At 74.0% G+C, this 14,957-nt stretch carries 13 protein-coding genes; 10 read left to right on the top strand and 3 right to left on the bottom strand.

Annotated elements, in window-relative coordinates; all coding sequences use genetic code 11:
* Nucleotides 1-20: 20 nt before the first annotated feature.
* The gene (locus tag E1289_RS02585; RefSeq protein WP_131974841.1) at nt 21-674 is read left to right on the top strand and encodes an AIM24 family protein; all 654 of its coding nucleotides are present in this window, start codon (nt 21-23) and stop codon (nt 672-674) included.
* Nucleotides 675-683: 9 nt separating this feature from the next.
* Nucleotides 684-1,439, top strand: coding sequence for an AIM24 family protein (locus E1289_RS02590; RefSeq protein ID WP_131974875.1), 756 nt, complete (start codon nt 684-686; stop codon nt 1,437-1,439).
* A gap of 24 nt (nt 1,440-1,463) precedes the next feature.
* Here E1289_RS02590 and E1289_RS02595 read toward each other — a convergent pair whose 3' ends face one another.
* Nucleotides 1,464-2,258 (bottom strand): VOC family protein, encoded by a 795-nt coding sequence (locus E1289_RS02595; RefSeq protein ID WP_131974843.1) that lies wholly within the window; start codon nt 2,256-2,258, stop codon nt 1,464-1,466.
* Nucleotides 2,259-2,523: 265 nt separating this feature from the next.
* Between E1289_RS02595 and E1289_RS02600 the strand changes: the two genes are divergently transcribed.
* From E1289_RS02600 to E1289_RS02610, 3 genes are all read left to right on the top strand, one after another.
* Nucleotides 2,524-4,122, top strand: a complete 1,599-nt coding sequence (locus tag E1289_RS02600) for an ABC-F family ATP-binding cassette domain-containing protein (protein ID WP_131974845.1) — start codon at nt 2,524-2,526, stop codon at nt 4,120-4,122.
* 116 nt (nt 4,123-4,238) lie between these two features.
* On the top strand, nt 4,239-4,451 hold the full coding sequence (locus tag E1289_RS02605; protein WP_021596738.1) for a helix-turn-helix domain-containing protein: 213 nt from the start codon (nt 4,239-4,241) through the stop codon (nt 4,449-4,451).
* 146 nt (nt 4,452-4,597) lie between these two features.
* Nucleotides 4,598-5,446: an enoyl-CoA hydratase/isomerase family protein gene (locus E1289_RS02610; protein ID WP_131974847.1), complete on the top strand. Its 849-nt coding sequence runs from the start codon at nt 4,598-4,600 to the stop codon at nt 5,444-5,446.
* A gap of 69 nt (nt 5,447-5,515) precedes the next feature.
* On the opposite strand, the gene E1289_RS02615 is transcribed toward E1289_RS02610, so the two are convergent.
* Nucleotides 5,516-7,459: a Xaa-Pro dipeptidyl-peptidase gene (locus E1289_RS02615; RefSeq protein ID WP_243712562.1), complete on the bottom strand. Its 1,944-nt coding sequence runs from the start codon at nt 7,457-7,459 to the stop codon at nt 5,516-5,518.
* 254 nt (nt 7,460-7,713) lie between these two features.
* On the opposite strand from E1289_RS02615, the gene E1289_RS02620 reads away from it, so the two are divergent.
* Entirely contained in the window at nt 7,714-9,705 is a 1,992-nt protein-coding gene (locus E1289_RS02620) for an ABC transporter ATP-binding protein (protein WP_131974879.1), read from the top strand.
* A gap of 19 nt (nt 9,706-9,724) precedes the next feature.
* Here the strand turns inward: E1289_RS02620 and E1289_RS02625 are convergent, their stop codons facing one another.
* Nucleotides 9,725-10,690, bottom strand: coding sequence for a sulfotransferase (locus E1289_RS02625; protein ID WP_131974848.1), 966 nt, complete (start codon nt 10,688-10,690; stop codon nt 9,725-9,727).
* Between the two features lie 152 nt (nt 10,691-10,842).
* Between E1289_RS02625 and E1289_RS02630 the strand changes: the two genes are divergently transcribed.
* The 4 genes from E1289_RS02630 to E1289_RS02645 all read left to right on the top strand — a co-directional run bounded on the left by E1289_RS02630 (nt 10,843) and on the right by E1289_RS02645 (nt 14,884).
* Entirely contained in the window at nt 10,843-11,613 is a 771-nt protein-coding gene (locus E1289_RS02630; RefSeq protein WP_207928735.1) for an NAD-dependent deacylase, read from the top strand.
* Nucleotides 11,614-11,719: 106 nt separating this feature from the next.
* The gene (locus tag E1289_RS02635; RefSeq protein ID WP_243712563.1) at nt 11,720-12,856 is read left to right on the top strand and encodes an LD-carboxypeptidase; all 1,137 of its coding nucleotides are present in this window, start codon (nt 11,720-11,722) and stop codon (nt 12,854-12,856) included.
* Nucleotides 12,853-13,743, top strand: coding sequence for a hypothetical protein (locus E1289_RS02640; protein ID WP_131974852.1), 891 nt, complete (start codon nt 12,853-12,855; stop codon nt 13,741-13,743). Before E1289_RS02635 ends, E1289_RS02640 begins: the two co-directional genes overlap by 4 nt.
* A gap of 13 nt (nt 13,744-13,756) precedes the next feature.
* Complete coding sequence (locus E1289_RS02645; RefSeq protein WP_131974854.1) at nt 13,757-14,884, top strand: glycerate kinase; 1,128 nt, start codon at nt 13,757-13,759, stop codon at nt 14,882-14,884.
* Nucleotides 14,885-14,957 lie beyond the last annotated feature (73 nt).

Below are 14,957 nucleotides of genomic sequence, written 5' to 3' on the forward strand. Positions count from 1 at the left end.
TCCCCCTTCAGGAGGTATGAATGCCGGGCTACCAGCCGATCAACTCGAAGATGCTCCAGGTGCCGATCGGGCCTGGCCAGGAGGTCTACAGCAGGCGCGGAGCGATGCTCGGCTACACGGGCCAGGTGTCGTTCGCCCCGTCCACGACCGCCGGGCAGGGCATCGGCGGCACGATCGGGCGCGCCGTCGCCGGCGAGCGCACCGCGATGATGCACGTCACCGGCCAGGGCAGCGTGCTGTTCGGCCAGGGCGGGCTGGAGGTCACCGTCGTCGACCTGCACGGAACCGACACCCTCTACGCCGAGGCCGACCGGCTCCTGGTCCACGACGCGTCCCTCCAGGTGGGGACGATGTTCATGGGCGAGCAGGGCGGTGTGCGGGGCATGGTCCGCGGCGCGGTCACCGGGCAGGGCCTGTTCACCACGACGCTCATGGGCCACGGCTCCTGCGCGCTCCTGTCGCACGGCGGAGTGATGGAGATGCCGATCAGCCCGCAGCGTCCCGTGCACGTCGACCCGCAGGCGTACGTCGCGCACCGCGGCCAGGTGGAGAACAGGCTCACCACCGCGGTGGGACTGCGCGAGATGATCGGGCGGGGCTCCGGCGAAGGGTTCCAGCTCCAGCTGAGCGGCACCGGCGTCGTCTACGTCCAGGCCAGCGAGAGGAAGATCTGACCCGTGGGCATGTTCGGCACGCAGACCTGGAACGCCGGGACCCTCCCGTCCAACGACAACGTCAACCCCTACGCCTTCAGCGTCGACCTCAACGGGCAGTGGCTCGCGCAGAAGGGCAAGATGATCGCCTACTACGGGCAGATCAGGTTCGAGGCGCTGTCGGCGGGGCCGCTGGACTCCCTGGTCGCGCACACCTTCAACTCCCCGCTGTACGCGCAGGACTGGATCGTCGCGCAGGGGCAGGGCAAGCTCGTCCTCGCCGACCGCGGTTTCGACGTCAACTCCTTCGACCTCGACGACGGCAACCTCACCGTCCGGGCCGGGAACCTGCTGGCCTTCGAGCCGGGCCTGGAGCTCAAGCAGTCGATCATCCCGGGGTTCCTGACGCTGATCGGCACGGGCCGGTTCGTGGCGGCCTCCAACGGTCCCGTCCACTTCGTGGAGCCGCCCATCAGGGTCGACCCGCAGGCGCTGCTCGGCTGGGCCGACTGCCCCTCGCCGTGCCACCACTACGACCACACCTACATGCGCGGCGCGTTCGGCGCCGCCCGGATGGCGTTCGGTGTCGGCGGGCGGTCCGGCGAGGAGCACCAGTTCGACTTCACCGGCGCCGGCACCGTGCTGATGCAGTCGTCGGAGGTCGTGATGAACGATGACGTCCTCCTGCGCGACCTCGAGGGCCAGATCGGCCTGGTCGGCCCGTCCGGGCTCCAGCGGCTCCACCAGACGATCTCCCAGCGGCTCGCCGCCGAGCGCCAGAGCTGACCGGGACTCGACCGGGACCCCCGGTCACGACCCGGGTTCGGGCGCGGGCTTCATCACGTTGAACGGCACCCCGAACGGGTCGCGGACGGCGGCGTACCGGCCGTAGGGGCTGTCCACCGGCTCCGCGTCGACCGTGCCGCCGCCGTCCCGGACCGCGCGGACCGCGGCGTCGGCGTCCTCGACCGCGAACGTCGTCGTCCAGGACGGGACCGGCTCGCCGCCGTTCCCGAGGACGAGCCCCCGCCCGCCCTCGACGCCGCCGACGTAGCGGCCGTCGGGGCGGCGCAGCATGGCGTACTCCGTCTCGCCCGGCATCGGCTCGGCCTCGTACCCGAACACCGCCCGGTAGAACTCGGAGGCCGGCTCCAAGTCGGGCGTGACCAGCTCGTTCCAGACGAACGATCCGGGCTCGTTCACGATCCCGGACCCGTGATGCGCCCGGCCCTCCCACAGGCCGAACTGTCCGCCCTGCGGGTCCTTGAGGATGGCCATGCGGCCGAGGTCCATCACGTCCATCGCCGGCACGACGACCTCCGCGCCCGCCTCCGTGGCGCGCCGGACGACGGCGTCGCAGTCGTCGGCGGCGAAGTAGACCGCCCACCAGTACACGTCCGGCTGGTCGTCCGGGTTCTGCATCATCCCGGCGACGGGCTCCCCGCGCAGGGTGCACTGGTTGTAGTGGCCCGCCTCGGGACCCGCGTCCTCGCACTCCCAGCCCAGGAGCGTTCCGTAGAACGCCCTGGCCCGCTCGATGTCAGGCACGCCGATGTCGAGCCAGCTCGGCGTCCCCTCCGGCGGGTTGCTCGTGACCTGCGTCATCTCGCTCACACTCCCCGTGCCTTCCGCCGCTCGCCCCCGACCCTCATCCTGGCCCCGGGCTGCGGCTTCACACATCGATCTTGCCGGGACCGGCCACGGGGCGCCCGATCGCCGGGCGGGGAGGGGCCTGCCGTCACGTACACTGGGCGGATGGTTCCGCTCCCGAACTGACAGTGCGCCCCAGCGCGCCCCGGTCGTCCAGGACCGAGAGGCGCGCTTCTTCGTGCCTGTCCTCCGAGCCGTCCGTCAGGGGAGCCCTGTCACTGTGATCATCGCGAAAGACATCGAGCTGCGCGCCGGGCCGAGGCTGCTGATCGAGTCCGCCACGTTCCGGGTCAACCCCGGCGACCGGGTGGGCTTCGTCGGCCGCAACGGCGCCGGCAAGACGACCCTCACCAGGGTGCTGGCCGGGGAGTCCCTGCCCGCGCAGGGCGCCGTGACGTCCTCCGGCACCATCGGCTACCTCCCGCAGGACCCCCGCGACGTCGACCTCACCGAGCTGGCCCGCGACCGCATCCTGTCCGCCCGCGGGCTCGACGAGGTCATCCGCGAGCTGCGCGCGGCCGAGGACGCGATGGCCGCCGCGACGGGCACCGACCGCGACAAGGCCGTCCGCCGCTACGGCCGGCTGGAGGAGCGGCTGCACGTGCTCGGCGGCTACTCCGCCGAGGCCGAGGCCGCCTCGATCGCCTCCAGCCTCGGCCTGCCCGACCGGGTGATGACCCAGCCCCTCGGGACGCTGTCGGGCGGCCAGCGGCGCCGGGTGGAGCTGGCGCGCATCCTGTTCTCCGGCGCCGACACCCTCCTGCTGGACGAGCCGACCAACCACCTGGACGCCGACTCCATCGTGTGGCTCCGCGACTTCCTGAAGGGCCACCAGGGCGGGCTCGTCGTCATCAGCCACGACGTCGAGCTGCTGGACGCGGTCGTGAACCGGGTGTTCCACCTGGACGCCAACCGCAGCGTCATCGACATCTACAACGTCGGCTGGAAGAAGTACCTGGAGCAGCGCGAGACCGACGAGCGGCGCCGCAAGCGCGAGACGGCCAACGCGCAGCGGCAGGCGTCGGCGCTGCTCTCCCAGGCCGACAAGATGCGCGCCAAGGCCACCAAGGCGAAGGCGGCGCAGCAGATGGACCGGCGCGCCCGGCAGCTCCTCGCGGGCGTCGAGGGCGAGCGGCAGGCCGACAAGGTCGCGAAAATCCGCTTCCCGGATCCGGCTCCGTGCGGCAAGACCCCCCTCACCGCGGAGGGTTTGTCGAAATCGTACGGATCTTTGGAGATTTTCACCGACGTGGACCTCGCCGTCGACCGGGGCAGCCGCGTGGTCGTCCTGGGCCTGAACGGCGCGGGCAAGACGACCCTCCTGCGCCTGCTGGCGGGCGTCGACGAGCCCGACACCGGGGCGGTCGTGGCCGGGCACGGGCTGCGCGTCGGCTACTACGCCCAGGAGCACGAGACCCTGGACGTCGGCCGGTCCGTCCTGGAGAACATGCAGTCGGCCGCGCCCGGCATGGCGCCCGTCGAGGTCCGCAAGATCCTCGGCTCGTTCCTGTTCTCCGGCGACGACGTCGACAAGCCCGCGGGCGTGCTGTCCGGCGGCGAGAAGACGCGGCTGGCACTGGCGATGCTCGTGGTGTCCAGCGCGAACGTCCTGCTGCTGGACGAGCCCACCAACAACCTCGATCCCGCCAGCCGCCAGGAGATCCTCGGCGCGCTGCGGACGTTCGCCGGGGCCATCGTCCTGGTGACCCACGACGAGGGGGCCGTGGAGGCGCTCGCACCGGAAAGAGTGATTTTGCTGCCGGATGGGGTGGAAGACATCTGGAGTGACGAGTTTGCCGATCTGGTGGCGCTCGCGTGACCTGCGGAGTGACTTCCGCAGATCTTTTCTGGCCGAGTGGGTAGCCGAACCGGCGGGAATGACTGATCATGGCGGGGGATAACGCAGCGGTCACCACATCACTACGGGAGGTACTCGTGGCCGAGACCCTTAAGAAGGGCACCCGCGTGACCGGTGCCGAGCGCGACAAGCTGGCGGCGGACCTGAAAAAGAGGTACGACTCCGGCGAGAGCATCCGCGCCCTGGCAGCCGCCACCGGCCGCTCGTACGGTTTCATCCACCGGATTCTGACCGAGTCCGGCGTCAACCTGCGCGGTCGCGGCGGCGCGACCCGGGGCAAGAAGTCCTGACCGGACACCGGCCCCCGGATGAGCGCACCGCCTGAACCGGCGCCGCGACCGGCCGAGTAAGGTTCGGTCGCGGCGGCGGGACAGGTGCCGGGCTCCGCCCCGTGGACGGCGGGGCGGGCCCGTCGCGCTCATCGAAAGGGAGGCCCATGGCGGACGCGAATACGGACGGGCGGCCGGAAACGGCCACGGACCGGGCGGACGGCAGCCCGGTTCCGGGTGGGACGGCTCCGGACGAGACGGCCCTCAAGGAGGCCGGTCTGCGGCTGGAGGTGGCCGGTGCCGTCGCGACCGTGACGCTGGACCGGCCCGAGCGGCGCAACGCCATGACCTTCGCCACCTGGCGCGGTCTCGCCGCCATCGGGCGTTCCCTCCCGCCGGACGTCCGCGTGGTCGTCCTGCGCGGCAAGGGCCCCAGCTTCTCGGCGGGCATCGACCTCGGCATGTTCTCCGGCGAGGGCGGCGGCGGAGGCTTCACCGACGGCTCCGACGCCGCGGGCACCGACCGGTTCATCGCCGAGCTGCAGGAGGGCTTCACCTGGCTGCGGCGCCCCGAGATCGTCACCGTCGCGGCGGTGCACGGCCACGCCATCGGCGCCGGGTTCCAGCTCGCCCTCGGCTGCGACATCCGGGTCGTCGCGGACGACACCAAGTTCTGCATGAAGGAGCCCGCGCTCGGCCTCGTCCCCGACCTGACCGGCACCAAGCCGCTCGTCGAGATCGTGGGCATCGGGCGGGCGCTGGAGCTGTGCCTCACCGCCCGCACCGTGCACGCCGAGGAGGCCGCGCGGATCGGGCTCGCCGAGATCACCGTCCCGCGCGACGGGCTCGACGCGGCCGTCCGCGACCTGGTCGCCGCGCTGCTGGCGGTGAACCCGGGCGCGGCCGTCGCGACCAAGCGGCTGCTGTGGCAGGCGCCCGGCAACAGCCTCGAAGAGCAGTGCGCCGCCGAACGCCGCGAGCAGATCGGCCGGCTGCGGGAGGTCTTCGGACGCTGACGCGCCCGGCCGGCGGCGTCCCGCCCCCCGGGTCTCCCCACGGGCGACACGCCGCCGACCGGGCCCGGACTACTTCAGGGCCTTGCGGTCGCCCCGGGCGAGGGGCAGCAGGACCCGGCTGACGCCCGGCTCCACGGTCACCCGGGTGCCCGCGGGGTACCGCAGCGTGTAGTCGTGGTCGGTGGACAGCACGATCACACCGAGCCGGTGGCCGGGCTCGACCGTGTAGTCGGTCGGCTCGAAGTCCCAGCGGAACGTGTAGGTCCTGCCGGGGCTGATCGGGTCGGTGCGGGCCGGGTCGTGCCGGTTCCGCGCGTCCAGCCACCCCCGGGTAATGATCTTGAAGGGGGCGGTCTCGGTCTCCAGTACCTGGCGCGTCGTGCAGCCGTCGTCGCCCGGCACGCCCTGGCCGTAGCAGACCCGCTCACCGGTGCTGGTGCGGCGGCCCGTGGGACGCGCGGCGGTGCCGTAGTCGACCAGCAGGGCCGTCAGGTACGGCGAGCGCCCGTCCAGGGAGGCCCGGAGCGTGATCTGCGGCGTGCCGTTGACCCGCAGGGCGGCGGGCAGCGGCTTCGTCAGGAAGGCCAGGCGGCCGGGATCGGCCGCGTCCTCGTTCGCCAGGAGCTGCTCGGCGGTGCGGGTCTTCCCCTCGTCGGTGAACGACTGCGCCGCGCCGCGCCGGGGCGGCAGGCCCAGCCGGCCGGGCTGCCCGGAGGGGCCGGCGTTCAGGCCGAGCGGCACGGTGGCGGTTCCGGGGACCGGCCAGTCCCGCGCCGTCTCCCACGTCCCGTCCGCGCGCTGGACGTCCACGCGCGGCTCGCGCTCGATGCCGTTGCGGATCCCGTACAGGTAGCGGTCGAACCAGCGGTGCGTCTGCCGCAGCCACTCCTCCAGCCGCCAGTTGAACGGGGTGGCGTGGCCGCCCTGGTGCAGCCACAGCTTGCGCGGGACCCCGGCGTCCTTGAGGGCGTTCCACCACTGGACGGAGTTCTTCACCTTGACGTTCCAGTCGTTCAAGCCGTGCACGACCATGACGGCGGCCCGCACCCTCCGCGCCTGGCCGACGTAGTCGCGGGCGGCCCAGACCTCGCCGTAGTCGCCGGTCTCGCGGTCCTGCGTCGCCTCGATCTCCTCGATGACCTTCGCGCAGACCTCCGGGTTCTCGCGGGTCAGCACGTACTTGGCGAGGACGTCCAGGTCCTCGCCCTGGAAGCCGCCGGGGGCGACCACGCCGCCGTTCGCGCGGTAGTAGTCGTACCAGCTGGAGATGGCCGCGATCGGGACGACGGCCTTCAGCCCCGGCACGCCGGCCGCGGCGGCCATGTTCGGCAGCGTCCCGTTGTAGGACGCCCCGATCATGCCGACGTTCCCGGTCGACCAGTCCGCCCTGGCGGGCGTCCCGTCCGGCGCCCAGCCGCGGGCGCGGCCGTTCAGCCAGTCGACCGCCGCCTTCGCGCCGGCCTGCTCGGCGCGGTCGCCGGACGTGGGGCAGCCGGTGGAGCCGCCCGTCCCGATGCTGTCCAGGTGGGCGACGGCGTATCCGCGCGGCAGGAAGTAGTTGTCGTAGTAGCCGGAGAAGATCGCCGCCAGGTCGCGCTGCGGCGCGGCGAAGGCCCTGGCCCGGGCGTCGTCGATGTCGACGGGGTGGTTGGTGACGGGGTTGCCGCCGGCCCAGTACGGGCTGGGCTCCACGATCGTCGGGACCTTGAGGCCGGCGGTGTCGGTCTCCTTCGGGCGCATGATCCGCATCTGCACGCGGTCCCGGACGCCGTCGCGGTCGCTGTCGGCCGTGGTCTCGATCTCCACGGTCTGGGTGACGGCGTCGGCGCGGGAGAACACCGGCTGGGTCTCCCCGCCCCGCACGGTGAGCGCCGGGGCGCCGCCGGGGGAGCGCTGGCCGGGCGGGGCGGACGCACCGGGCACGGCCGCGCCGGCGGGGAGGGCGGTGAGGGCGAGCAGCGCGGCCGTGATGGTGATCACGCCGGCGCCGCCGCGCGGGAGGCGTCGTATCACTGTGGCTCCTGGGGGGTATGAGCCTGACGTATGGGGTTGATCACTTTTACTCCGCGCGTGGAACGAAGTCCATAAGCGCTTCGCGCGCCGGTGCCCGCCTTGCCGGTTACGCCAGGAGCGGACGCGGGAAGGCGCCTCGCCGGGCGCGCGTTGTCCCCGCCGGGTACTGAGATGCTTACTTGATTACGTAGATGCGCGCGGTGGCCCCCGCGGCCGCGCGGCGGACCTCGGAGGCGTTTGTGGGAATGCCGGGAATGCCGGGCAACGGCTGGCAGGTGATGGCCTCGTTCCGCAGGGACAGCTCCGTCACCCGGCAGAAGCTCAAGCCCGGCACGGTGCGGCGGATCGCGGGGTACGCCCGTCCCTACGTCCGCGAGCTGGTGCTCTTCCTCGCCCTGAACTCGCTGTCCGCGCTGATCGTCGTCGCCAACCCGCTGCTACTGAAGTCGATCATCGACAGCGGCATCGTGGCGGGCCGGCAGGGACTGGTCGTCTGGCTCGCCCTCGCCGTCGCCGGGCTCGCGCTGGTGGAGGCCGTGCTCAGCCTGGTGCAGCGCTGGTACTCGGCGCGGGTGGGGGAGGGGCTCATCTACGACCTGCGCAGCCAGGTCTTCGCGCACGTCCAGCGGCAGCCCGTCGCCTTCTTCATGCGGGCGCAGACCGGCTCGCTGGTCAGCCGGCTGAACAACGACGTCATCGGCGCGCAGCGCGCCCTCACCACCACGCTGTCGTCCGTGGTGTCCAACGTGATCAGCCTCGTCCTGGTGGTGGCCACCATGCTGATCCTGTCGTGGCAGGTCACGCTCATCGCGCTGCTGCTGCTGCCGATCTTCATCCTGCCGGCCAAGTGGGTCGGCAAGCGCCTGCAGCGCGTCAGCCGCGAGCAGATGGTGCTGGACGCCGAGATGGGCTCGCTGATGACCGAGCGGTTCAACGTCGCGGGCGCGATGCTGGCCAAGCTCTACGGGCGGCCCGCCGAGGAGGAGGAGAACTTCTCCGGGCGCGCCGCGCGGGTCCGCGACGTCGGGATCATCGCCGCCATGTACGGGAGGGTCTTCTTCACCGCGCTGACGCTGGTCGCGGCCCTGGCCACCGCCATGGTCTACGGCGTCGGCGGCGTCCTCGCCGTGAACGGCGCCCTGGAGCTCGGCACGCTGGTCGCGCTCGCCACCCTGCTGACCCGGATGTACGGGCCGCTCACCGCGCTGTCCAACGTCCACGTCGACGTGATGACCGCGCTCGTCAGCTTCGACCGCGTCTTCGAGGTGCTCGACCTCAAGCCGCTCATCCGCGACCGCGACGACGCCCGCCCCCTCGGCGAGGTCCGCACGTCCGAGCGGGACAGTCCCTCCGGCGGCCGCGAGGCGGCCCCGGGCAACGGCGTGCGGCTGACCAAGCCGGCCGCCCCGTCGATCGAGTTCGACCACGTCCGCTTCGCCTACCCGTCGGCGGAGGAGGTGTCGCTGGCCTCGCTGGAGTCGATCGCGCGGGCCGACACCGCCCCCGGGCGCGAGGTCCTGCACGACATCGACTTCACCGCGGCCCCCGGGCGGATGGTCGCGCTCGTCGGCCCGTCCGGCGCGGGCAAGTCGACGATCACGCACCTGGTGTCGCGGCTGTACGACGTGAGCGGCGGCGCGGTGCGGATCGGCGGTGTCGACGTCCGCGACGTCACGCTCGCGTCGCTGCGCGCCGAGGTCGGCGTGGTCAGCCAGGACGCGCACCTGTTCCACGACTCGATCGGCGCGAACCTGCGCTACGCGCGCCCGGACGCGACCGACGCGGAGATCCTCGCGGCGCTGGAGGCCGCGCAGATCGGCGAGCTCGTCGAGGCGATGCCCGAGGGCCTCGACACCGTCGTCGGCGACCGCGGCTACCGGCTGTCGGGCGGGGAGAAGCAGCGCCTCGCGATCGCGCGGCTGCTGCTCAAGGCGCCGGCCGTGGTCGTGCTGGACGAGGCGACCGCGCACCTGGACTCCGAGTCCGAGGCGGCCGTCCAGCGGGCGCTGCGCATGGCGCTGGCCGGGCGGACGTCCCTGGTGATCGCGCACCGGCTGTCCACGATCCGGGAGGCCGACCAGATCCTGGTGATCGAGGACGGCCGGATCGCCGAGCGGGGGCGGCACGAGGAACTGCTGCTCCAGGGCGGCCTGTACGCCGAGCTGTACCGCACGCAGTTCGCGCACCAGCGTGACGAGGAGCGGTGTGACGAGGAGCGGCCGGCCGAGCCCCTCGGGGCGGAGTGACGGGCCCGCGCCCGGCGGCTCAGGCGCCGGGCGGGCGGTAGCCCAGCCGCCGCAGCTCGGTCCCGGCGACCTTCTCGACCTGCGCGACCTGCCGCGGCGTCAGCCGGTCCCGCCACGATCCGACACCGGTGTCGGCGCCGTCCGGCGCCCCGGCGCGGACCAGCCCGGACAGCGCCGTCCTCGGCAGCCGCGCGTCCAGGTACTCCGCCAGCTCCGCGGTCACCCGGCGCGGCCGGGCCACCATCTCCTCGAAACGGACGGTGAACAGCTGGTCCTCCGGGACCTGGCGGCGCAGCCGCGCGCTGAGCCGCACCGAGCCGCGCCAGCGCAGCGCGCACTTGACGGCCGCCGCGGCGCGCGGCCACCGGTTGCGCTCGGTGTGGTCCTCGACGCCGAGAAAGGGGTTGGGGAACACCGTGTCCAGGTTGGCCAGGCCCGGCTTGAACCAGGCCAGGCAGCGCTCGTCGTCCAGCATGTCGGCGACGACGTCCCGCCCGTCCCGGATCACCTGGACGAGCTGCGCGTCGGGGAAGGCGTCCAGCAGCACGTCGGCGCTGTAGATCAGGTCGGGGGAGGCGTCGGCGAACCGGGCGAGCCCCTGCGGCTCCACGCACGGCTCCTGGCGGGCGCCGCCGTCGGCCGGGCGGCCGGCCGCGGCGGGCGGGCGGGGCGGCAGCCCGGCCAGCTCGCGGCATTCGTCCGGGCACTGCGCACAGGCCCGGCCGGACACCAGCCACGCCTCCGCGTAGGCGTCCCGGAGGACCCGCGCCGCGCCCTGCCCGCGCTCCGTCGCGATCGACGGCTGCCGCGCGAACGCGTAGGTGACGCGCAGCACACCGGGGCGGCCCGTGGTCAGGTGGAACCCGGGGGAGCGCTTGACCGCACGCGCCAGCGGCACCGCACCGGAGTGGGGCGCCCCCAGGATGAACACCGGGCGGTGCACCTTGGTGCCGTTGATCACCAGGATGTGCGGCGTCGACCTCATACGGGGCCAAGTTTGTCACCTTTTATGGCCCGGTCGGTCCGTGACGCTCCGTAAGGGGCGACCGATACCCATCTGTTAAACGAACCGTCCGCCGGGCGGACCGGTCTCGCCGCCGGCCGGATGAGCACGGCCGCCCGGCGCCTACCATGGGAATGGTGGACGCTCCCCTGACGCTCGCCGAGCTTCTGCCGAACGCCGCGGCCATCACCGTGCTGACCGGCGCCGGGATATCCACCGACAGCGGCATCCCGGACTTCCGCGGTCCCCAGGGCGTCTGGACGAAGGACCCGGCGGCGGAGGCGATGTCCACGATCGGCGCCTACCTCGCCGACCCGGAGGTGCGGCGCCGCGCCTGGCGGTCCCGCCGCGACAACCCGGTGTGGGGCGCCGAGCCGAACGCCGCGCACGCCGCCCTCGTCGAGCTGGAGCGGGCGGGGCGGCTCCGCGCCCTGATCACCCAGAACATCGACGGCCTGCACCAGCGCGCGGGATCGGGCGCCGGGACGGTGCTCGAGATCCACGGCACCCTGCGGGACGCGGTCTGCCTGTCCTGCGGTCTGCGCACCCCGATGCCCGAGATCCTCCGGCGGATCGACGCCGGAGAGGACGACCCGCCCTGCGCCGAGTGCGGCGGCATCCAGAAGTCCGCGACGATCTCCTTCGGGCAGCCCCTGGACCGGGACGTCCTGGACGCCGCGGTCACCGCGGCGCGCTCCTGCGACCTGTTCCTGGCCGTGGGCACCTCGCTGACCGTGCAGCCCGCCGCCGGGCTGTGCCTGGAGGCCGTCGAGCACGGCGCCCGCCTGGTGATCATCAACGCGGAGGAGACGCCGTACGATGGGCTGGCCGACGCGGTCCTGCGCCGGCCGATCGGCGAGACGCTGCCGCGCCTGGCCGGGATCGCGCTCGGCGGCGGGCGGTGATCCGCCGGCGGCCGATGATCCGTTGGCGGGTCGTGACCGTGCGCCTCTTCCACTGGCGTCCGGATCCTGACAAGCTCTATCCGTCGCGGTGCGAGGAGGGATCGGGTTGAGAAGCGGGGGCGCCCGCGCGGAGGCGGTCGAAGGGACCGCCGACGCGCCCGCCGTCGGCATGCCCGGCGGACGACCGCGAACGCGACATACCCGCAGGTACGGGCGTTTGCGCCCCGGCGACCGGGTCGCGGTCGTCGCGCCCAGCGGCCCCGCCGCGCCCGCCCGGCTGGAGGCCGGCTGCGCCGTTCTCCGTGACCTGGGCCTTGACGCGGTGGTCGGAAAGCACGCCCTCGACCGTGTCAACCTCGGCCCGCCGGGCCCCGTCCGGGACGGCTGGCACCGGCTCGCCGGAAGCGACGCCGACCGGGCCGCCGACCTGCAGGCCGCCTGGTGCGATCCCCGCGTCCGCGCGGTGGTCTGCGCGCGCGGCGGCTACGGCGCGACCCGCGTCCTGGACCATCTCGACTGGGACGCCCTGCGCGTCGCGTCGGACGCGGCCGCCGGGTCCGCCCGCGGCCCGAAGATCCTGCACGGATCGAGCGACATCACCGCCCTGCACGCCGCTTTTGGAACGCGCCTAGGCGTCACGACGTCCTTCGGCCCCATGCCCGCCGGGGTGCTCGCCGACCTCGGCCCGGCCGTCGCCGGCGAGGGGGCCGGCGCGGACACGGCCGAGGGGTCCGCCACGCTGGGCGGCCTGCGCGCCGCGCTGTTCGGCGGCACCGTCGCCCTCCCCGGCACCCGCGCGCTGCGGCCGGGCCGCGCCGAAGGACCGCTCACCGGGGGCACCCTGTCGCTCCTCACGGCCCTCCTCGGCACCCCGTACGCGCCGCCGCCCGCCGCCGGCCACATCGCCTTCCTGGAGGACGTGGACGAGGCCCCCTACCGGGTCGACCGCATGCTCGTCCAGCTGCTCCAGTCGGGCTGGCTCGACGGCGCCGCGGGCATCGCCCTCGGCACCTGGCGGAACTGCGGCGATCCCGAAGAGCTCGACTCGGTCTTCGCCGCGCGGCTCGGGCCGCTCGGCGTTCCCGTCCTGGCGGGCGTCCCCGCCGGGCACGGACCCCACCAGCGCACCCTGGAACTCGGCGCGCCCGCCGTCCTGGACACGGCCGCCCTGACCGGCGGCACGGCCACGGCCGCTCCGGACACGGCCGCGCTCACCCTCCGAGCGCCGGGAGGTGCACGATGAGCGGCCGGCACGCCCGCCCCGACCCGTGGGACGACGGGACCCTCGACTCGCTGCTCGTGCTGGTGGCCGATAGCCTCGGCTACTCCTGCCACCGCGCGCCCGGCGAGATCGTCATTCTGGAGGGCGCCACGCGGCTGCCGGTCAGCATGCGCGACCTGCGGCAGCTCGCGCGGCTGGTGCCCCGCGACGACTGGCCGGCGCTGGTCTCCGACCACGTCACCACGATCGTCACCGCGATGGAGGAGCCGCTCGACCTCAGCGACTTCGACCTCGCCCAGCACCTGCTGCGCACCCGCATCTACCCGGCCGAGGCCGACAACGGCGTCCTGGCCGCCCGGCCGTTCGCGCCCGGCCTGATCGAGGTCGTGGTCGTCGACACGCCCACGTCGGTCCGGACGGTCAGCACCGAGGAGATGAACGGCTGGCCGGTCTCCGGCGACGCGCTGTTCATGCTCGGCCGCGCCAACGTCCGCGGCGACGGGCCGCTCCAGGTGGACGAGCAGGACCTCGGCGGCGTCCGCGTCTCCGTCCTGCACGGCTGGACGTTCTACGCCGTGACCCACTTGGCCTGGCTGGAGGAGTACCTGTCGATCGGCCCGTACGGCGCCCTGGTCATCGCCCCCAACCGCAGCCTCATCGTCGCCCACCCGCTCCGGCTCAACGAGGGGTGCCCGAGGGCCCGCTACCGCGCCGCGGTGGCCGCGGCCAACGAACTGCAGGCCCAGGCGCACCGCGCCTACGAGGAGGGCCCGGGCTCCCTCAGCCCGCACCTGTACTGGTGGCGGGGCGGGGAGCTGACCTACCTCGAGACCCGCTACGAGGGCGACTCCCTGGTGCTGCCGGAGGAGTTCTCCTCGGTCCTCGCCACACTGGCCGCGGAACACTGAGAGCGGGCCGCCGATGCGGGTCGTCGTCGCGCCCGATTCGTTCAAGGGCAGCCTGTCCGCCGCGCAGGTCTGCGCGGCCGTCGGGGAGGGCGTCCGCCGCGCCGTGCCCGGCGCCCGGGTGACCGCGGTCCCGATGGCGGACGGCGGCGAGGGAACCCTGGACTGCTTCCGCACCGCCCGTGCGGGCGAGGTGATCGAGGCCGCCGCCACCGACCCGCTCGGCCGCCCGGTGAAGGCGCGCTACGTGCTGTCCGGCGACGGGCGCTCCGCCGTGGTGGAACTCGCCGCGGCGTCCGGGCTGCCGCTCGTCGCGGACGTCCCGCCCGATCCGGGGCGCGCCGCCACCACCGGCACCGGCGAGCTGATCGCGGACGCGGTCCGGCGCGGCGCCCGCGACATCCTCGTCGCCATCGGCGGCAGTGCGAGCACGGACGGCGGCACCGGGCTGCTGCGCGCCCTGGGGGTCCGCTTCCTGGACGCCGCGGGCGCCGAGCTCCCGCCGGGCGGGGCGGCGCTCGCCCGCCTCGCCCGCATCGACGACTCCCGGCTGCCGGACGCGGTACGCGCCACCCGCTTCCGGGTGGCCTGCGACGTCACCAGCCCGCTCGTCGGGCCGGACGGCGCCGCCGCCGTGTTCGGCCCGCAGAAGGGCGCGTCCCCCGCCCAGGTGCGGGAGCTGGACGCCGCCCTCACCGTGTTCGCGGACGTCCTGGCCGCGCACTCGGGCGTCCGGGTCCACGATCTGCCCGGGGCGGGCGCGGCCGGCGGCACCTGCGGCGGCCTCGTGGGCGTGCTCGGCGCCGAGCCGGCCCCCGGCGCGCCCCTGGTGGCCGAGGCCGTCGGCCTCCCCGCCGCCCTCGCCGGGGCCGACCTGGTGCTCACCGGGGAGGGGCGGGTGGACGGGCAGAGCGCGGCGGGAAAGGTCGTCTCCGCCGTCGCCGCGCTCGCGGCGGAGCACGGCGTCCCGTGCGTCGCCCTGGCCGGCGGGGTGGCCGGGCCGCTGGACGAACTGCACGCGCTCGGGCTCACCGCCGCGTTCAGCATCGCCGACGGCCCCCGCGACCTGGACGAGCTCAAGGCCGGGGCCGCTCCGCTGCTGGCCGCGCTGGCCGAGCAGGCCGTCCGCCTCTTCGCCCGCTGACGCCCCGGTCAGGCGCGGGCGGGTGCGGGCCGCGCGTCGGGGGCCGCGGGGCCCGCACCCTGTCTCTGATACC

The organism is Actinomadura sp. 6K520, from assembly GCF_004349245.1.
GTDB lineage: Bacteria > Actinomycetota > Actinomycetes > Streptosporangiales > Streptosporangiaceae > Spirillospora.

Bases quoted from the DNA above. Each gene is read 5' to 3' on its own strand.
- E1289_RS02620 (WP_131974879.1), top strand. From the start codon at position 7,714: ATGCCGGGCAACGGCTGGCAGGTGATGGCCTCGTTCCGCAGGGACAGC.
- E1289_RS02640 (WP_131974852.1), top strand. From the start codon at position 12,853: ATGAGCGGCCGGCACGCCCGCCCCGACCCGTGGGACGACGGGACCCTC.
- E1289_RS02590 (WP_131974875.1), top strand. From the start codon at position 684: ATGTTCGGCACGCAGACCTGGAACGCCGGGACCCTCCCGTCCAACGAC.
- E1289_RS02595 (WP_131974843.1), bottom strand. From the start codon at position 2,258: ATGACGCAGGTCACGAGCAACCCGCCGGAGGGGACGCCGAGCTGGCTC.
- E1289_RS02630 (WP_207928735.1), top strand. From the start codon at position 10,843: ATGGTGGACGCTCCCCTGACGCTCGCCGAGCTTCTGCCGAACGCCGCG.
- E1289_RS02585 (WP_131974841.1), top strand. From the start codon at position 21: ATGCCGGGCTACCAGCCGATCAACTCGAAGATGCTCCAGGTGCCGATC.
- E1289_RS02645 (WP_131974854.1), top strand. From the start codon at position 13,757: ATGCGGGTCGTCGTCGCGCCCGATTCGTTCAAGGGCAGCCTGTCCGCC.
- E1289_RS02610 (WP_131974847.1), top strand. From the start codon at position 4,598: ATGGCGGACGCGAATACGGACGGGCGGCCGGAAACGGCCACGGACCGG.
- E1289_RS02625 (WP_131974848.1), bottom strand. From the start codon at position 10,690: ATGAGGTCGACGCCGCACATCCTGGTGATCAACGGCACCAAGGTGCAC.